This is a genomic window from Pseudomonas sp. P97.38, from assembly GCF_001269745.1.
Classification (GTDB): Bacteria; Pseudomonadota; Gammaproteobacteria; order Pseudomonadales; family Pseudomonadaceae; genus Aquipseudomonas; species Aquipseudomonas chlororaphis_E.
In genome coordinates, this window is the sequence record NZ_LHVJ01000028.1 from 1 (window position 1) to 17,518 (window position 17,518).

The 17,518-nt window shown below is 62.3% G+C and carries 17 protein-coding genes; 7 read left to right on the forward strand and 10 right to left on the reverse strand.

From position 1 onward, the window contains the following. On the forward strand, positions 1 to 244 hold a 244-nt coding region (locus tag AD664_RS22910), incomplete at its 5' end, for a transposase (RefSeq protein WP_157061594.1). 60 nt (positions 245 to 304) lie between these two features. Here AD664_RS22910 and AD664_RS22915 read toward each other — a convergent pair. Further along, complete coding sequence (locus tag AD664_RS22915; RefSeq protein WP_053150098.1) at positions 305 to 943, reverse strand: peroxiredoxin; 639 nt, start codon at positions 941 to 943, stop codon at positions 305 to 307. A 343-nt stretch (positions 944 to 1,286) separates the two neighbouring features. Between AD664_RS22915 and AD664_RS22920 the strand changes: the two genes are divergently transcribed. After that, positions 1,287 to 1,682 carry a nucleotidyltransferase domain-containing protein gene (locus AD664_RS22920; RefSeq protein ID WP_042730187.1) on the forward strand — a complete coding sequence of 132 codons (396 nt, stop codon included), beginning with the start codon at positions 1,287 to 1,289 and terminating at the stop codon, positions 1,680 to 1,682. Then, positions 1,672 to 2,100 (forward strand): DUF86 domain-containing protein, encoded by a 429-nt coding sequence (locus AD664_RS22925; protein ID WP_042730188.1) that lies wholly within the window; start codon positions 1,672 to 1,674, stop codon positions 2,098 to 2,100. Before AD664_RS22920 ends, AD664_RS22925 begins: the two co-directional genes overlap by 11 nt. 110 nt (positions 2,101 to 2,210) lie before the next feature. Here AD664_RS22925 and AD664_RS22930 read toward each other — a convergent pair whose 3' ends face one another. The 3 genes from AD664_RS22930 to argE form a co-directional block, all read right to left on the reverse strand. Then, positions 2,211 to 3,533, reverse strand: coding sequence for an OprD family porin (locus AD664_RS22930; RefSeq protein WP_053150100.1), 1,323 nt, complete (start codon positions 3,531 to 3,533; stop codon positions 2,211 to 2,213). Between the two features lie 475 nt (positions 3,534 to 4,008). Continuing rightward, entirely contained in the window at positions 4,009 to 5,307 is a 1,299-nt protein-coding gene (gene argA, locus AD664_RS22935; protein WP_042730190.1) for an amino-acid N-acetyltransferase, read from the reverse strand. A 132-nt stretch (positions 5,308 to 5,439) separates the two neighbouring features. Continuing rightward, on the reverse strand, positions 5,440 to 6,597 hold the full coding sequence (argE, locus tag AD664_RS22940) for an acetylornithine deacetylase (protein WP_053150103.1): 1,158 nt from the start codon (positions 6,595 to 6,597) through the stop codon (positions 5,440 to 5,442). A 157-nt stretch (positions 6,598 to 6,754) separates the two neighbouring features. Between argE and AD664_RS22945 the strand changes: the two genes are divergently transcribed. Further along, complete coding sequence (locus tag AD664_RS22945) at positions 6,755 to 8,122, forward strand: inorganic triphosphatase (RefSeq protein WP_053150106.1); 1,368 nt, start codon at positions 6,755 to 6,757, stop codon at positions 8,120 to 8,122. A 126-nt stretch (positions 8,123 to 8,248) separates the two neighbouring features. Here the strand turns inward: AD664_RS22945 and AD664_RS22950 are convergent, their stop codons facing one another. Beyond that, on the reverse strand, positions 8,249 to 8,719 hold the full coding sequence (locus AD664_RS22950) for an Lrp/AsnC family transcriptional regulator (RefSeq protein WP_042730193.1): 471 nt from the start codon (positions 8,717 to 8,719) through the stop codon (positions 8,249 to 8,251). A gap of 125 nt (positions 8,720 to 8,844) precedes the next feature. Here AD664_RS22950 and AD664_RS22955 point away from each other — a divergent pair, with 125 nt between their 5' ends. From AD664_RS22955 to AD664_RS22965, 3 genes are all read left to right on the forward strand, one after another. After that, on the forward strand, positions 8,845 to 9,183 hold the full coding sequence (locus tag AD664_RS22955) for a hypothetical protein (protein ID WP_053150109.1): 339 nt from the start codon (positions 8,845 to 8,847) through the stop codon (positions 9,181 to 9,183). Positions 9,184 to 9,328: 145 nt separating this feature from the next. Beyond that, positions 9,329 to 11,113: a GspE/PulE family protein gene (locus AD664_RS22960; protein WP_053150111.1), complete on the forward strand. Its 1,785-nt coding sequence runs from the start codon at positions 9,329 to 9,331 to the stop codon at positions 11,111 to 11,113. 85 nt (positions 11,114 to 11,198) lie between these two features. Then, positions 11,199 to 11,519 (forward strand): DUF2388 domain-containing protein, encoded by a 321-nt coding sequence (locus AD664_RS22965; RefSeq protein WP_170846005.1) that lies wholly within the window; start codon positions 11,199 to 11,201, stop codon positions 11,517 to 11,519. A 94-nt stretch (positions 11,520 to 11,613) separates the two neighbouring features. Here the strand turns inward: AD664_RS22965 and gcvH are convergent, their stop codons facing one another. The 5 genes from gcvH to AD664_RS22990 all read right to left on the reverse strand — a co-directional run bounded on the left by gcvH (position 11,614) and on the right by AD664_RS22990 (position 17,464). Continuing rightward, positions 11,614 to 12,000, reverse strand: a complete 387-nt coding sequence (gcvH, locus tag AD664_RS22970; RefSeq protein ID WP_042730196.1) for a glycine cleavage system protein GcvH — start codon at positions 11,998 to 12,000, stop codon at positions 11,614 to 11,616. A 52-nt stretch (positions 12,001 to 12,052) separates the two neighbouring features. Further along, positions 12,053 to 13,135, reverse strand: a complete 1,083-nt coding sequence (gene gcvT, locus AD664_RS22975; protein WP_053150113.1) for a glycine cleavage system aminomethyltransferase GcvT — start codon at positions 13,133 to 13,135, stop codon at positions 12,053 to 12,055. 153 nt (positions 13,136 to 13,288) lie between these two features. After that, on the reverse strand, positions 13,289 to 14,905 hold the full coding sequence (locus AD664_RS22980; RefSeq protein ID WP_053150115.1) for an iron ABC transporter permease: 1,617 nt from the start codon (positions 14,903 to 14,905) through the stop codon (positions 13,289 to 13,291). A gap of 194 nt (positions 14,906 to 15,099) precedes the next feature. Then, positions 15,100 to 16,104 carry an extracellular solute-binding protein gene (locus AD664_RS22985; protein ID WP_053150118.1) on the reverse strand — a complete coding sequence of 335 codons (1,005 nt, stop codon included), beginning with the start codon at positions 16,102 to 16,104 and terminating at the stop codon, positions 15,100 to 15,102. A gap of 142 nt (positions 16,105 to 16,246) precedes the next feature. Beyond that, entirely contained in the window at positions 16,247 to 17,464 is a 1,218-nt protein-coding gene (locus tag AD664_RS22990) for a 2-octaprenyl-3-methyl-6-methoxy-1,4-benzoquinol hydroxylase (protein WP_172679764.1), read from the reverse strand. Positions 17,465 to 17,518 lie beyond the last annotated feature (54 nt).

Sequence of the window (17,518 nt, forward strand, 5' to 3'; positions counted from 1 at the left end):
CCCCTACAACGACGACAGTGGCAATCACAGCGGCAAACGTCAGATTTACGGAGGAAGAGCGCGGGTCAGACGTGCGCTTTATATGTCGTGCTGGGTTGTCATCCGCTATCACGCCGACTTCAAGGCCCGGTACGAAGCACTTCGAGGGCGAGGCAAGAGCGCGAAAGTCGCGCTCATCGCCTGCATGCGAATATTGCTAATCAGACTGAATGCCATGCTTCGAGACGGCACTGAATGGCGGTGACGGGTGGCAGAGGTAAGACAGTTGCTCCCACAAAGAGACATTGGCGCCTGCCGGTTTATTTCAGCGATTGGGCTGCGGGGTAAGGCGCAGGTACGGCTTCACCGCGCGGTAGCCCTTGGGGAAACGCTGCTTGAGTTCTTCTTCGTCCTTGAGCGAAGGGACGATCACCACTTCATCGCCATCCTGCCAGTTGGCCGGCGTGGCGACCTTGTAGTTGTCGGTCAACTGCAGGGAATCGATCACCCGCAGGATCTCGTTGAAATTGCGCCCGGTGCTGGCCGGATAGGTGATGGTCAGGCGAATCTTCTTGTTCGGGTCGATCACGAACAGTGAGCGCACGGTCAAGGTGTCGCTGGCGTTGGGGTGGATCAGATCGTACAGGTCCGAGACCTTGCGATCGGCGTCGGCCAGGATCGGGAAGTTGACCACGGTATTCTGGGTTTCGTTGATGTCTTCGATCCACTTGTGATGCGAATCCACCGGGTCCACCGACAGGGCTATGGCCTTGACGCCCCGCTGGGCGAATTCATCCTTGAGCTTGGCGGTGAATCCCAGTTCGGTGGTGCACACCGGCGTGAAGTCCGCTGGATGAGAAAACAGCACGCCCCAGCTGTCACCGAGCCACTCGTGGAAGCGGATCTTGCCGACGCTGGAGTCCTGTTCGAAATCGGGGGCAATGTCGCCCAGTCTGAGGCTCATGGTAAAGCTCCTGAATGAGATTCTTGTGGAGCCTGACTGTGCCTCGGTTTGGACCGTTTTAAAAAGAATGAATATTGCTTTTGCTAGACTTTTTCAGAATATAAAAAACTGTTCACTGGCACCCACCCGCCTATGGGTCCACCATCCTCGACGAGGTTTCGAGAAGGCCTCGAGTTGCTGTAAAGAGGAGAAGTTTCGAGAAGGGCTACAGGGGTGGGCCTGACCCGAAACGCAAAAGCCCCGTCCGGCGCATGCCGGGCGGGGCTTTTTTTGTCGGCCCTGTTTGCCATCCGGGCGAGTAAACACTGTCCCCATGCCAGGATGAGCGGCTAGGATAGGCGGCATGAACACTCAAGCCTTGCTGACTCACCTGCAACATCATCTGCCGGACTTACTGGCGGTGTACCTGTTCGGCAGCCATGCGCAGGGGACTGCCGGGCCTGACAGCGACGTCGACATGGCGGTGCTCCTGGCCGGCCAGGCCGACCCGGTGCTGCTATGGCAGCTTTCGGGAGACTTGGCCGATATCGCTGGAAGTCCGGTGGATCTGATTGATCTACGTGGGGCCACGACGGTAATGCAGTACCAGATCGTGACCCGAGGTCGCCGATTGTGGGCCAAAGACGTACAGGCGGGCTTGTTCGAGAGTTTTATTCTCAGCGAGAAAACGGCCTTCGACGCGGCTCGCGCAGGCCTGCTCGAGGATATTCACAAGGAAGGCACCGTGTATGGTCGATGACGTCCTGATCAACAAAGCGGCGAGTATCGAACGCTGCGTGGCCAGAGTGCGGGAGGAATATGACAAGGACCCCGCCACATTCGCCACGGATTTCACTCGCCAGGACTCAGCCATCCTGAATATCCAGCGTGCCTGTGAAGCGGCGCTGGATATGGGGCAGCATTTGATTCGCCGTGAGCGACTGGGTGTCCCGCAAAGTGCCCGGGACGTGTTCGAGTTGCTTTTTCAAGGTGGCTGGGTGGCGGAAGGCCTGGTGAAAAGCATGAAGAACATGGTGGGTTTCAGGAACATCGCCGTACATGATTACCAGGCCCTGCAACTGCCGATCATGATCGCGATCATCACCCGGCACCTGGACGACTTTCTGGCATTCAGTGCGTTCATTCTGCGCAAAGACGCAACCCGACCCGCACCATAAGCGACTCGACGCATCAGGGCAGGAAGTCTCCCGTCACGATGACCCGAAACGCAAAAGCCCCGTCCGGCGCATGCCGGGCGGGGCTTTTTTTCGTCACGCGAACGCGTGGCTTACAGCAGCGGCAGCGAGTAGCTGACGATCAGGCGGTTTTCATCCTGGTCGCGCTGACCTGGGATGTCGTTGCGCCAGGTGGCGTTTTTCCACATGACGCCAACGTTCTTCAGCGGACCCTCTGGTACGACGTAGCCGACGGTGATGTCACGTTCCCACTCGGTCTTGTCGCCAGTGGCGTGATCAATGTTGTCGCCGCGCAGGTAGATGACGCCAGCGGTCAGGCCAGGTACACCGAGCTTGGCGAAGTCATACGAGTAGCGACCCTGCCAGGTACGTTCACCGGCACGGGCGAACTTGGCGATTTGCATGTCGGTGGTCAGGTAAGCCGACGAGCCGTCACCCTGGTTCAGCCAAGGGAAGTCGCTGTCGCCGTTGCTTGCTTGGTAACCACCACCAAAGGTGTGACCTGCAACGGTGTACAGGAACAAACCACTGTAGAGGTTGTTGTCGACCTTGCCCTTGGTGACGCTGCCGCCGTAGTAACCGGTGGTGTAGTAGGTAGAGTCATGACCGTTGGCGCCATCGCTGCGGCTATTGAAATAGCGCAGGTCAGACTTCAGTACGCCTGGGCCGATAGCCCAGTTGTGGATCAGGCCCAGGAAGTGCTGCTTGTAGAAGTCTTCCAGGTTGCCGTAGTAGTACTGGGCAGTCAGGTCCTTGGTGATCTTGTAGTCACCACCGCCGTAGATGAACTTGTTGCTGTCGCGACCGCTGGCAGTACGACCGTTCGCACCGGCAATGGACAACTCCTCGTTGTTGCTGGAGTTACGACCCTTGGCGTGTTCGATCTGGCCGCCTACGAGCGTCAGGTCCTTGATTTCATTCGAAGTGATCTGGCCGCCCTGGAAGGTCTGTGGCAACAGACGACCGTCGTTGGTGACGATCACTGGCAGTTTTGGCTGCAGGGTGCCCAGCTTCAGCTCGGTCTGGGAAATCTTGGCTTTGGCAGTCAGGCCCAGGCTGGAGAAGTTATCGACCGCCTCACCGTTAGAGTTGCTTGGGAAAACAGTGCCGCCGTAGCTGTTATTAGAGGCGCCGTTGGTGCCGCCACCCGAGTCCAGCTTGATGCCCAGCAGGCCAATGGCATCGATACCGAAACCGACGGTGCCTTGGGTGTAGCCGGAAGTGAAGCGCAGGTCAAAGCCTTGGCCCCATTCTTCGGATTTGTTCGTGGTGGCAGCCGAATCACGGTTGTCCGTGTTGATGTAGAAGTTACGCAGACCCAAGGTAGCCTTGCTGTCTTCGATAAAACCCGCTGCGCCTGCCTGCTGCGCCAGAACCCCAACGGCCACAGCCAGGGCCAAGGTGGACTTGTTCATGCTTCGCTCCTCTCGTTTTCTAATTCTTGTGTTTCTTTGGGTACCGGATCGAATGCCCGGAATCCGCAGATGCGCGATTAGCGCCAGACCGTGACTGACAAGTCAATCGTAACCATTTGTGATTACGACCATGGTCTAACCCCGCTACACCGGCGCGCAGAATAATGGATTCTGGATAACTCCAAAAAGAATTGTTTCCACAGTTTTCAGATTATTTTGAAATATAGATGCCATCAAAACTTCGTCAAACTGAGATACGGCGTATCGGCCAGTTGACGGATTACTGAATGGTCTTTTTCTGCACCTTTTCAGGGCAGTGATCGCGTTGCCGCAAGATCCGCCTGCCTGGGGAAAATTTCATGGCCAGGCGCGAAGCACGGCCTCAGGCTGCAATCTTGATGGCTTTTCTTGAGACGGTTCCTTGTCTGAAGTCAAAAAGCCTGCAGCCTGACGCTCGGCATCAGGGCGTTGCGCCCTACAAAGATTTCTCGAAGATTTTCGAGTTGCGCTGGTAGTTGTAGAGCGAGGCCCGCGCGGCCGGCAGGCGTTCGACGCTGCTGGGTTCGAAACCGCGCTCGCGGAACCAGTGGGCGGTCCGGGTGGTGAGCACGAACAGGGTCTTGAGCCCTTGGGCACGGGCGCGGGTCTCGATCCGCTCCAGCAGTTCATCACCCCGGCCACCGTGGCGGTATTCCGGATTCACCGCCAGGCAGGCCAGCTCCCCGGCGTCCGAGTCGGCGATCTGGTACAGCGCCGCGCAGGCGATGATCATCCCTTCGCGCTCGACCACGCTGAACTGTTCGATCTCACGCTCCAGCACTTCGCGGGAGCGACGGACCAGGATCCCTTGTTCTTCCAACGGGCTGATCAGGTCCAGCAAGCCGCCGACGTCTTCGATGGCCGCTTCGCGAACCACTTCGAACTGCTCCTGGGCCACCAGGGTCCCGCTGCCGTCGCGGGTGAACAGTTCGGCCAGCAGCGCACCGTCCTCGGCATAGCTGACGATATGGCTGCGTGCCACGCCGCCACGGCAGGCCTGGGCGGCGGCATCCAGCAATTCGGCCTGGTAGTCGCTGCCCAGGCGCTGCATGTGGGCCGGCACCTGTTGGGGGCGCAACTCGCGCACCAGCCGACCGTCCTCGCCGATCAGCCCCTGCTCGGCGCCGAACAGCAACAGCTTGTCGGCCGCCAGGTCGATGGCGGCCCGGGTAGCGACGTCTTCACAGGCGAGGTTGAAGATTTCCCCGGTGGGTGAATACCCCAGCGGCGACAGCAGCACGATGGAGCGCTCGTCCAGCAGGCGGTTGATGCCTTTGCGATCGACCCGACGCACTTCGCCGGTGTGGTGGTAATCCACGCCTTCCAGCACGCCGATGGGCCGTGCGGTGACCAGGTTGCCGCTGGCGACCCGTAACCGCGAGCCCTGCATGGGCGAGGACGCCATGTCCATCGACAGGCGTGCCTCGATGGCGATGCGCAGCTGGCCCACGGCGTCGATCACGCATTCCAGGGTTGCGGCATCGGTGATGCGCATGCCGTGATGGTAGTGCGGCGTCAGGCCTCGCGCGGCCAGACGGGTCTCGATCTGCGGACGCGAGCCATGGACCAGCACCAGGCGCACGCCCAGGCTGTGCAGGAGCACGAGGTCATGGACGATGTTGCCGAAGTTGGGGTGCTCCACCCCGTCGCCGGGCAGCATGACGATGAAGGTGCAATCACGGTGGGCATTGATATAGGGCGAAGCGTGACGAAGCCAATTAACGTATTCGGGCATGAACCTGGGCCTGTAATAAATAGCAGCCGAAAAAAGACCAAACTGAACGCACAGCGGGCTGGTGGTTATCGTCGGAACAGGCTTGGCGACACGCGCGTTCTCCTCATGAATACGGGCCCGGACAGGGGCAATTTAGCCGGCGGTGGCCGGCGTCAGGCAGTAATGGCCGATCAATTGCCGCAGCAGTTGTACGGTAGGTTGCAAACGTGACATTTCAAGGTACTCGCCCGGTTGGTGGGCACAGGCGATATCACCGGGGCCCAGGACCAGGGTTTCGCAGCCAAGGCGCTGAAGATAAGGCGCTTCGGTGCCGAACGCCACTGCTTCGGCACGATGGCCAGTGAGTCGCTCGGCCACGCGCACCAGTTCGGCCTCTTCGGCCTGTTCGAACGGCGGGACCTCGGGGAACAGCGGCGCATAGTCGATCTTGACCTTATGCCGCTCGGCAATGGGGTCGAGCTTCTGCTGGATCGCCGCCCGCAGCACCTGCGGGTCCATGCCCGGCAAGGGCCTCAGGTCGAACTCCATGGAACACTGCCCGCAGATCCGGTTGGGGTTGTCGCCGCCATGGATGCAACCGAAGTTCAGGGTCGGCTGGGGCACGGTGAATTGCGGGTTGCGGTATTCGCGCTGCCATTGCAGGCGCAGGCCGCGCAATTCGCCCATGGCGTCGTGCATCGCTTCGAGGGCGCTGTGGCCCAGGCTCGGATCGGAAGAATGGCCACTGCGCCCGAGGATATCGATGCGCTCCATCATCACGCCCTTGTGCAGGCGGATCGGTCGTAGGCCGGTCGGCTCGCCGATGACCGCCGCGCGCCCCAATGGACGCCCGGCCTCGGCCAGGGCGCGGGCACCGGCCATCGAGCTTTCTTCGTCGCAGGTGGCGAGGATCAGCAGCGGCTGCTTGAACGGCTGGTCCAGCAGCGGCTTGACCGCTTCGATGACCAGGGCGAAGAAGCCCTTCATGTCGCTACTGCCCAAGCCCACCCAACGACCATCGACCTCGGTCAGTTTCAGTGGGTCGGTCTGCCACAGCGCGCCGTCGAACGGCACCGTATCACTGTGCCCGGCCAGCACCAGGCCGCCGGGACCACTGCCAAAACTGGCCAGCAGGTTGAACTTGCCAGGGCTGACCTGCTGGATGTCACAGCAGAACCCGAGGTCGCCGAGCCAGCCCGCCAGCAGTTCGATGACCGCGCTGTTGGACTGGTCCAGCCCGGGCTGGGTACAACTGACTGACGGCGCGGCGATCAGGGCAGCGAACTGATCTTTCATGGACGGCAAAGGCATCGCTGGCTCCGGCTTGCAAATTGACGTTCATCATAGAACCATCCGGCGCAAGGATGAAACCGTCGCGGCGCGTAGGACGGATGAGTCCTGTACACTGCACGACCTTGGCAGCCAGACACCTCCCCGGCTGCACACCCGATCCCTGGATTTTCCGGCCATGCAGAAAGAAACCGAAATCAAACTCCGCGTCAGCCGCGAGACCCTGGCAGCCCTGCGCGAGCACCCGCTGCTGAAAAAACGCAACAAGCATGGCTGGGAACGCCATGAACTGATGAACCAGTACTTCGACACGCCCGAGCGCGACCTCGCCAAGGCCAAGGTCGCGCTGCGTCTGCGTCGTGACGGCGAAGAGGTGATCCAGACCCTCAAGACCCGCGGCCAGAGCATCGCCGGCCTTTCCGAACGCAATGAATACGACTGGCACCTGCCCAAGGCCAAGCTCGACGTGAAGAAACTCGACGGCGAATGCTGGCCCGCGTCCCTGGCTGACCTGGACAAGAAAACCCTCAAGGCCATCTTCACCACCGATTTCGTGCGTGAGCGGGCCGAGATTGCCTGGGGCCGTGGCAAGGGCAAAGTGGTCATCGAGGCCGCACTGGACCTGGGTCATGTCGTGGTCGGCAAGCAGAAGGAAGAAATCTGCGAGCTGGAGCTGGAGCTGCGCGAAGGCGAGCCCGCCGCCTTGCTGGAACTGGCAGCCGAGCTGGCCGCCACGCTGCCCTTGATGCCTTGCGACATCAGCAAGGCCGAGCGCGGCTATCGCCTGCACGACGCGGCCAGCTATGCCCTGAGCCTGCCTGCCCCGCAACTGAGCGCCGAAATGCCGCTGGACGACGCCTTCGCCGCGCTGGCCTGGCACCTACTGGGCAGCAGTCAGCGCCTGGCCGAGCAATACCGTTTCAACGGCCACTGGCGACTGTTGCAGGACTGGGTGGAAACCCTCGCCGAGATGCGCGCCCTGCTCAGCAGCCTTGGCCAGGCCGCCCCCCGTCAATCGACCCACGACCTGCGCATTGCCCTGGACGCGCTGCTGGAAGACTGGCGCCCACTGGTCCAGGCCGGACTGGACGACGAAGACGTGCGCAAGGCCGCGCCGGAGCAGTTCCTCGACGAGCTGCAAGACCCGCGTTGGGGCCTGTTCTCCCTGAACACGTCACGCTGGTTGCTGGCCCGCAGTTGGACCGCCGAGCGCAACACCCGCGGCAATCGCCAGGGCGCCGCGCAACTGGGCAGCTGGTTGCCACGCCTGCTGGCCGAAGAGTCCACCTCCTTGCAACTGCAGCGCTACCAGCAGCAACCCGAAGACCTGGCCGAGCAACTGCCGCGGATCGAACGCATCCAGGCCTGGCTGCACCACGCCCGCCATGTGCTGGACATCCCGGAGATGGACCGGCTCTACGGCGAGCTGAACAAACTGGCGCAACTGGCCAACCAGCCGATCACCGACGAAGCCCTGGACATGCGAAAGCAGCAGGCGATCGCGGTGTATCAGAACCGGGCCTGGAAGACTTTGCTGCGCCTGTGACGCCGCCATCGCGAGCAAGCTCGCTCCCACAGGGGTTCAGCGTGGTAACCACATCTAGTGGCCGCTGAAGATCAACTGTGGGAAGCGAGCTTGCTCGCGATGAGGCCAACACATCCTCCACAGAACTCAGCGCAGCACTGGCAAACTCGTCGTGGACTTGATCTCCGAAAGCGCGACGATCGAGTTCACTTCCTGGATCCCCGGCACCATCGACAGCTTTTCGAAGAAGAATCGCTCATACGCCTCGATGTCCGCCGTGACGATACGCAGCAGAAAATCCACCGCCCCCATCAATACGTAGCATTCCAGGACCTCGGGAAAGCCACGGATCGCCTCGGTGAACTCGGTGAAGTTCGAACGTCCGTGGGCGTTGAGTTTGACTTCGGCGAAGATCTGCGTGTTAAGCCCGATCTTCTTGCGATCGAGCAGGGTCACCTGGCGGCGGATGATGCCCTCCTCCTTCATCCGCTGGATCCGTCGCCAGCACGGTGACTGCGACAACCCTACCTGCTCGGCCACCTGGGCACTGGACAGCGAAGCATCCTCCTGGAGCAGCGCCAGTATGCGGCGGTCGTAACTGTCCAGCTCACTGTGCATAAATACACCCGCTATTTATCAAAACAAGAATTAAACCCTTCGATAAGGCGTTTAATCGGGTCATCTTAGATAAGAAATACCCGTCAGCGCATGTAAATATTTCTCCCGCCCTCAAGGAGATCCACATGCTATTACTCGAAGCCATCGCCCCCCTACCCAGCCGCGTCGACGCCTGGCACACCGCCAACCCCCATTGCCGCGTGCACTACCAACTGCTGGGCGAAGCCGAGCCGGACCTGTTGTGCCGGGCGCTGAACCTGTTTGCCTTGCAGGGCCTGACGCCGCAACAGGTGCGCATGGAGCGCCACGACGACCTGCTGTCGATGGACATCGTCGTGGAGGGGCTGAGCTGGCACCGTGCCCAAGTCCTCGCGGAAAAATTACGAAATCTGATCAGCGTGTGCTCGGTGGATTTGCAAGAGGCTGATATTGCGCGGGTTCAGCCGGTCCAGGCCGCCGGTTGAGCCACCCCTGGGCAAGACTTCGTAACGCATTGGTCGGGTAGTGGCCCAACGGTCCATGGCGTCGGGACTATTCTCTTGCACATCGAGCGAAGACGCCGAGGCGTCTGTATCGCGGCTTTGCTGCAATTGTCCAATAGGAACCCGCATGTCCACCAAACACGCCACACAGGACCGCTGGCTGGACCTCAACGATCTGCTACGCCAACTGGTCGCCCAAGGCCTCATCAGCCAGGACTGCGCCGAGACCGCGCTGAACGCCCGTCGACGCCACGGCGCCAACAGCCAGTTGCATCCACTGGAGTTCATCGCCAACCAGCACCTGGACGACCTCAGCCGCCCCGGCAAGCGCCTGGACCTGGAAAGCCTGACCCTGTGGCTGGCCGAGCAGGCCGGCCAGCCGTACCTGCGCATCGACCCGCTGAAAATCAACGTGGCGGCCGTGACGCCCCTGATGTCCTACGCCTTTGCCCAGCGCCACAAGATCCTCGCCGTGGCGGTCGATCGCGAGGCCGTCACCGTGGCCAGCGCCCAGCCCTACGTCAGCAGTTGGGAAGCCGACCTGACCCACGTGCTCAAGCTGCCGGTGCAGCGGGTGGTCGCCAACCCGGTGGACATCCAGCGCCTGAGCGTGGAGTTCTATCGCCTGGCCAAGTCGGTCAGCGGCGCCGCCACCCACGATCAGCAGCCGAGCAACCTGACCAATTTCGAACAACTGCTCAACCTGGGCGCCAGCGACCAGGAACCGGACGCCAACGACGCCCATATCGTCAACATCGTCGACTGGCTGTTCCAGTACGCCTTCCAGCAGCGGGCCAGCGATATCCACATCGAACCGCGCCGCGAACAAGGCACCGTGCGGTTTCGCATCGACGGGGTGCTGCACACCGTCTATCAATTCCCGCCGCAGGTGACGATGGCGATCATCAGCCGCCTGAAGAACCTGGGACGGATGAATGTTGCCGAGAAACGCAAGCCCCAGGACGGCCGGGTCAAGACCAAGACGCCGGATGGCGGCGAAGTGGAACTGCGCCTGTCGACGCTGCCGACAGCGTTCGGCGAGAAAATGGTCATGCGGATCTTCGACCCGGAAGTGTTGCTCAAGGATTTCGACCAGCTCGGCTTCTCCGCCGACGACTTGCGCCGCTGGCAGGACATGACCCGCCAGCCCAACGGCATCATCTTGGTGACCGGACCCACCGGCTCCGGCAAGACCACCACCCTCTACACCACCCTGAAGAAGCTGGCGACGCCAGAGGTGAACCTCTGCACCATCGAGGACCCGATCGAAATGGTCGAGGGCTCCTTCAACCAGATGCAGGTCCAGCACAACATCGACCTGACGTTCGCGGCCGGGGTGCGGGCGCTGATGCGGCAAGACCCGGACATCATCATGATCGGTGAGATCCGCGACCTGGAGACCGCCGAAATGGCGATCCAGGCGGCGCTGACCGGGCACCTGGTGCTCTCGACCCTGCACACCAACGATGCGCCGAGCGCCATCAGCCGCCTGCTGGAGTTGGGCGTGCCCCATTACCTGATCAAGGCCACGGTGCTCGGCATCATGGCCCAACGCCTGGTACGCACCCTGTGCCCCCAATGCAAGGCCCCCCTGACCCTGGATGAAGACGACTGGCAAACCCTGACACGCCCCTGGCAGGCGCCATTGCCGGCCAATGCCCACCGGGCCGTCGGCTGCCTGGAGTGCCGTGACACCGGTTACCGGGGCCGTGCCGGAGTCTACGAGATCATGCAACTGACCGACAGCGTCAGGGCGCTGATTCATCCGGACACCGACCTGCTGGCGGTGCGCCGCCAGGCGTTCAAGGAAGGCATGCGCAGCCTGCGACTGTCCGGCGCGCAAAAAGTCGCGGCCGGGCTGACCACGGTCGAAGAGGTATTGCGGGTAACGCCGCAAAGCGAACAGCGATGAAGCGGACGACGCCTGACCGGGCGGTCAGGGAACTGAATCGAGGCACTGGTAATCCAAAGTCATAGTTAACCCAGTGGAGTCACCTATCATGCGTCTCAAACTTGCTGTCGCCACCCTGGCCTTGCTGTCTCTCCCTGTTGGCTCGGCAATGGCCGACACGTTTTGGCGTAACGTCATCTCGTCCGGTGCGACCACCGGTTCGACCTACCTGACCTTCAAGGATCACAAGCTGATCGTCGCCGCCCAGGACGACGCCGGCAGCTTCGTCGCCAGTGACGGCGGTATCCGCGGCCCTTACCTGGAAGCCGCGATGCAGAAAGTCCGCGCCGACAACCCAGGCCTGCAAGCCACCGACATGGAACTGGCCAACGCGATCCTGGCGAAAAACGCCGTCGCCCAGGACTGATACTTGGCCAAAAAAAATGCCGCTCGATCGAGCGGCATTTTCAGACCTTTGATAAACCGCATTCGCGAGCAAGCCCGCTCCCACAGGTTCTGCGTTACTCGCCGATCGCGGCCTTGTAGCCCGCGGCATCCAGCAGCTTGGCCAGGTCGGCCTGGGCGTTGGAAGGCTTGAGCTTGAAGATCCAGGCGCCGTAGGGATCGGAATTCAACAGCTCGGGCGAACCGCCCAATTCATCGTTGACCGCAATCACTTCGCCAGCAATTGGCGAATAGATGTCAGAAGCCGCCTTGACCGACTCCACCACACCCGCTTGAGCGCCCGCTTCAAACACATTGCCCACTTCGGTCAGCTCGACGAATACCACGTCACCCAAGGCTTCCTGGGCGTGGTCGGAGATGCCGACGGTAACGGTGCCGTCGGCTTCCAGGCGTGCCCACTCATGGCTTTCGGCAAAACGCAGTTCGGCAGGGATATCGCTCATATTCTGTGTCCTCAAGAGAAAGTGTCAGCGGCCAGCGGCCTGCCGCATACAGTTAGATCAGGGTTTTGCCATGGCGGACGAAGGTCGGCTTGACCACTCGTACCGGGTACCACTTGCCACGAATTTCTACCTCGGCCCGGTCGGCGGTGGCCATCGGCACGCGTGCCAGGGCGATCGACTTGCTAAGCGTAGGAGAAAAACTACCACTGGTGATCTCCCCTTCGCCAACATTGGCGATGCGAACCACTTGATGGGCGCGCAAGACACCCCGCTCCTCCAGCACCAGCCCAACCAGTTTGTGCTGCACGCCGGCCGCGAGTTCGGCCTCCAGCGCGCTGCGGCCGATGAACTGGCGGCTCGCCGGTTCCCAGGCGATGCTCCAGGCCATGTTCGAGGCGAGCGGTGAAACGTCCTGGTGAATGTCCTGGCCGTAGAGGTTCATGCCGGCCTCCAGGCGCAAGGTGTCGCGAGCACCAAGACCAATGGGGGAAATGCCGGCACCGACCAGGTCGTTGAAGAAGCTTGGGGCCTCGCGGGCGGGCAGGACGATTTCCAGGCCATCCTCACCGGTATAGCCGGTGCGAGCAATGAACCATTCACCCTCGGCACGCCCTTCGAAGGGCTTGAGTTGCTGGATCAACTGGCCACGCGACTGGCTGACCAGCTCGGCGATCTTCTGTCGCGCATGGGGCCCTTGGATCGCCAGCATCGCCAACTCGGGGCGCTCGTGCAGTTGCACGTCGTAGGCGCCGAGCTGAGCCTGCATCCAGGCGAGGTCCTGGTCGCGGGTCGAGGCATTGAAGACCAGCCGGTAACCGCTCTCGACGCGGTAGATGATCATGTCATCGACGATACCGCCGCGCTCATTGAGCATGCTGCTGTACAAGGCACGTCCTGTGTCCTGCAAGCGATCGACGTCATTGGCCAGCAAACGCTGCAGCCAGGCCTTGGCCTGGGGACCGGCGACATCGATCACGGTCATGTGGGATACATCGAACACCCCGCAGTCACGTCGCACCTGATGGTGTTCCTCGACCTGCGAGCCATAATGCAAGGGCATATCCCAACCGCCAAAATCGACCATCTTCGCGCCGAGGGCGAGATGAAGGTCATACAGAGGCGTACGCTGTCCCATGGGTTTCTCCTTCCGGGCTTGGCGAAGGTGCGGACGGATACTGCACAGCGCACACCTGGAAAAAAGGCGCGTCAGCCGTTCTCAGTTACCCGGTCCGACAGACGGACCGCACCGAATGCCGCGCATTGTAGCCGCATGATGTAGGACTGGCACCTAGCCAATTCGATGGGCCGAGCGCCGGATCAATCCAATGACCGGCAACAACCCGACCAGCACCAGGGTCAGCGCCGGCAGCGCGGCCCGAGCCCATTCGCCTTCGCTGGTCATTTCGAAGATCCGTACCGCCAGCGTGTCCCAGCCGAACGGGCGCATCAGCAGGGTCGCGGGCATTTCCTTGAGCACGTCGACGAACACCAGCAGCGCCGCGCTGAGCGCGCCGGGCAACAGCAGCGGCAGATACACTTTGAAAAACAGTCGCGGCCCACTGACACCAAGGCTACGTGCGGCCTCAGGCAGTGACGGGCGAATTCGCGCCAGGCTGCTTTCCAGCGGGCCGAAGGCCACGGCCAGGAAGCGCACCAGATACGCCAGCAACAACGCCGACAGGCTGCCCAGCAACAAGGGTTTGCCCGCGCCACCGAGCCAGTTCGACAGCGGGATGACCCACGCACGGTCCAGGTAGCTGAACGCAAGCATGATCGACACGGCCAGCACTGAACCAGGCAAGGCATAGCCCAGGTTGGCCAGGGCAACGGCGGAGCGAATCGGGCGGGTCGGCGCCAACCGCCGGGCGAACGCCAGCAGCAAGGCCACGGCAACGGTGACCAACGCGGCCAGCCCGCCCAGGTAGAGGGTGTGGGCGATCAGCCCGGCGTAGCGCTCGTCCAGGTCGAAGCGCCCGCGCTGCCAGAACCACACCAGCAACTGCAGCACCGGGATGACAAACGCACAGGCGAACACCAGCAAGCACCAGCCGCTGGCCGCCACGGCCTTGAAGCCGCGCAACGGGTACAGGGCCTTGCTCCGCGGCCTCTCGTTGCTGGCACGATGGGCGCCACGGGCCCGGCGCTCGCCGTAGAGCACCAGCATCACCACCAGCAACAGCAGGCTCGCCAGTTGAGCGGCACTGGACAGGCTGAAGAAACCGTACCAGGTCTTGTAGATGGCAGTGGTGAACGTGTCGAAGTTGAACACCGACACCGCGCCGAAGTCGGCCAGGGTCTCCATCAACGCCAAGGCCACGCCGGCCCCGATGGCCGGCCGCGCCATCGGCAGCGCCACCCGCCAGAACGCTTGCCACGGCGATTGCCCGAGCACCCGCGCCGCTTCCATCAACCCTTTGCCCTGGGCCAGGAACGCACTTCGCGCCAGCAAGTAGACGTAAGGGTAGAACACCAAGACCAGCACCAGGATCACCCCGCCGGTGGATCGCACCCGGGGCAAACGCAGGCCGCTGCCGAACCATTCACGCATCAGCGTCTGTACCGGGCCGGCGAAATCCAGCAGGCCCACGAAGACAAACGCCAGCACGTAGGCCGGAATCGCGAACGGCAGCATCAATGCCCAGTCGAGCCAGCGCCTGCCGGGGAACTCACACAAGCTGGTGAGCCAGGCGAGGCTGACGCCCAGCACCGTCACGCCAACGCCCACCCCCAGGATCAGCGTGAGGGTATTGCCCAGCAACCGGGGCATCTGGGTGTCCCACAAATGGGACCAGATCTGCTGGTCGATGCTTTGCCAGGACAGCACCAGCACGCTCAAGGGCAGCAGGACCAACGCGGCGATGGCGAAGACTAGGGGATACCAGCGGCGTTGGACGGGGTGGGTCAAGGAAGGCTCTCGTTCAAGTGATGCATCGGCAGGCACACATGCTGTGTAGCATGTGGCGAGGGAGCTTGCTCCCGCTTGAGTGCGCAGCGCTCACACAAAGGGCCGCTACGCAGCCCAGCGGGAGCAAGCTCCCTCGCCACGGGCCAGTCCCAGGAACGAGCCCCCTGCGTGCCCAAGGGTCCGTTAGCGTTTGTTCAATTCCAGCCAGCCCGATCCATCATGCGAATGGCCTCGGCCTGGCGCTTACCGGCGACTTCCACCGGCAGCGTGTCGGCCTTGAACGTGCCCCAGGCCGCGACTTCCTTGGACGGCTCGACTTTCGGGTTGGCCGGGAACTCCTGGTTCACATCGGCAAAGATGCTTTGCGCTTCTGGCGTGGTCATCCATTCCACCAGTTGCTTGGCGGCCTCAGGGTGCGGTGCATGCCGGGTCAAGCCGATGCCCGAGAGGTTGATGTGCACACCGCGGTCGGCCTGGTTCGGCCAGAACAGCTTCACCTTCAGGTCCGGTTTCTGCTGGTGCAGACGGCCATAGTAGTAGGTATTGACGATCCCCACGTCGCACTGCCCGGCGTTGATGGCTTCAAGCAGCGCAGTGTCGTCGGAGAACACGTCGGTGGACAGGTTGCGAACCCAGCCCTTGAGGATTTCCTCGGTTTTTTCCGCGCCGTGGGTTTCGATCAGCGTGGCGGTCAGGGACTGGTTGTAGACCTTCTTGGAGGTTCGCAGGCACAGGCGACCCTCCCACTGTTCGCCCGCCAGGGCCTCATAGGTGCTCAATTCAGCGGGTTTGACCCGGTCGGTGGAATAGACGATGGTCCGCGCCCGCAGGCTCAGGCCGGTCCAGGCGTGGGAGGACGCACGGTATTGAGGTGGAATGTTGGCATCGATCACCGGGGAGGTGAACGGTTGCAGAATGCCCATCTGCTCGGCCTGCCAGAGGTTGCCGGCGTCGACGGTGAGCAGCAGGTCGGCGGTGGCGTTCTCGCCCTCGGCCTTGATCCGCTGCATCAGCGGCGCTTCCTTGTCGGTGATGAACTTCACCGATACGCCGGTCTTCTTGGTATAGGCATCGAAGACAGGCTTGATCAGCTCATCGATACGCGAGGAGTAGACCACCACCTCATCGGCGGCCTGGGCGGCGGCGGTGCCTGCCAGGGTCAGGGCGAGGGCGGACAGCAGGCGCTTGGATGCCGACATGGGAGCAGTCTCTCGATGATGAAGTGCGCAAATGATAAGGACTCACATTTGGCATCTCAATCGAACAGTGGGCGGAGACATTTCCAAATGTTGCGCAGATGGATTCCCTGGGCGATAGGAGCATAAGCTCCAACCCACATTTTCAGGCCTTGGCCAGATCCGGCAAATCGCCAATCAGCCCCAGCGCTTCGCGCACGAACAACGCCTTGGCTTCGGGCAGACGGTCCACCAGCTTCAGGCCGGTGTTACGCAACCAGCGCACCGGCAACGGGTCGGCCTGGAACAGTCGCTCGAAGCCCTCCATGGCCGCCATCAACGCCAGGTTGTGAGGCATGCGGCGGCGCTCGAAGCGGCTCAGCACCTTCACGTCCGCCAGGCGTTCGCCCCGGCCCGCCGCCTGGAGCAGCACCTCGGCCAAGACCGCGGCGTCGAGGAAACCGAGGTTCACGCCTTGTCCGGCCAATGGGTGAATGGTGTGGGCCGCATCGCCGATCAGCGCCAGCCCTTCGGCCACGTAGCGCTTGGCGTGGCGCTGGCGCAGCGGCACGCACAGGCGCGGGTCGGCGCTCAGCACCGCGCCCAGTTGGCCTTCGAAAGCCCGCTCCAGTTCGCTGCAGAACGCACCGTCATCCAGCGCCATCAAGCGCTGCGCTTCGCCAGGGGTGGTGGACCAGACGATCGAGCACCAGTCGTGCTGGCCGTCACGCTCCAGAGGCAGGAACGCCAGCGGGCCGTTGTCGGTGAAGCGCTGCCAGGCCGTCAGGCGATGCGGCCGGGCACTGCGCACGCTGGTCACGATGGCGTGGTGCAGGTAATCCCATTCACGCGTCGCCACGCCCGTCAGGCGCCGCACAGCCGAATTCGCGCCATCGGCAGCGATCACCAATGGCGCCCGCAAGCTACGACCGTCCGCCAGGGTCAGCAACCAGTCATCGCCGGAGCGGCGCATCTGTTCGAGCCGAGCGTTGGCCAAAAGGCCCAGGTCGCAGTCATGCAGGCGTTCCAGCAAGGCATCCTGCACCACTCGGTTTTCAACGATGTGCCCCAGGACGTCGGCATGCAGGCTTTCGGCTGAAAAGTGGATCTGCCCGGTGCCGCTGCCGTCCCAGACATGCATGTCGGTATACGGACTGGCGCGCCGGGCAGTGATGCCATCCCACACGCCCAGGCGTTCTAGAATCCGCTGGCTGGCCGCCGACAGGGCACTGACCCGCGGCTCGAACGCGGCCTGGGGGTCGTAGGGCTTGACGCTCAGCGGGCTGCCATCGAGCAGCAACACTTGCAAGCCACTGCCCTGTAACGCCAGCGCCAGGGCGCTGCCGACCATACCCGCACCGACAATCAGCAGATCTGCACGCAATTCCATGCTTTAAGCCTGTTTAGCGGGCGACACGCGCCGCCCATGAAAAGAATG

Bases quoted from the DNA above. Each gene is read 5' to 3' on its own strand.
- AD664_RS22915 (WP_053150098.1), bottom strand. From the start codon at position 943: ATGAGCCTCAGACTGGGCGACATTGCCCCCGATTTCGAACAGGACTCC.
- AD664_RS22920 (WP_042730187.1), top strand. From the start codon at position 1,287: ATGAACACTCAAGCCTTGCTGACTCACCTGCAACATCATCTGCCGGAC.
- AD664_RS22925 (WP_042730188.1), top strand. From the start codon at position 1,672: ATGGTCGATGACGTCCTGATCAACAAAGCGGCGAGTATCGAACGCTGC.
- AD664_RS22930 (WP_053150100.1), bottom strand. From the start codon at position 3,533: ATGAACAAGTCCACCTTGGCCCTGGCTGTGGCCGTTGGGGTTCTGGCG.
- argA (WP_042730190.1), bottom strand. From the start codon at position 5,307: ATGCCCGAATACGTTAATTGGCTTCGTCACGCTTCGCCCTATATCAAT.
- argE (WP_053150103.1), bottom strand. From the start codon at position 6,597: ATGCCTTTGCCGTCCATGAAAGATCAGTTCGCTGCCCTGATCGCCGCG.
- AD664_RS22945 (WP_053150106.1), top strand. From the start codon at position 6,755: ATGCAGAAAGAAACCGAAATCAAACTCCGCGTCAGCCGCGAGACCCTG.
- AD664_RS22950 (WP_042730193.1), bottom strand. From the start codon at position 8,719: ATGCACAGTGAGCTGGACAGTTACGACCGCCGCATACTGGCGCTGCTC.
- AD664_RS22955 (WP_053150109.1), top strand. From the start codon at position 8,845: ATGCTATTACTCGAAGCCATCGCCCCCCTACCCAGCCGCGTCGACGCC.
- AD664_RS22960 (WP_053150111.1), top strand. From the start codon at position 9,329: ATGTCCACCAAACACGCCACACAGGACCGCTGGCTGGACCTCAACGAT.
- gcvH (WP_042730196.1), bottom strand. From the start codon at position 12,000: ATGAGCGATATCCCTGCCGAACTGCGTTTTGCCGAAAGCCATGAGTGG.
- gcvT (WP_053150113.1), bottom strand. From the start codon at position 13,135: ATGGGACAGCGTACGCCTCTGTATGACCTTCATCTCGCCCTCGGCGCG.
- AD664_RS22985 (WP_053150118.1), bottom strand. From the start codon at position 16,104: ATGTCGGCATCCAAGCGCCTGCTGTCCGCCCTCGCCCTGACCCTGGCA.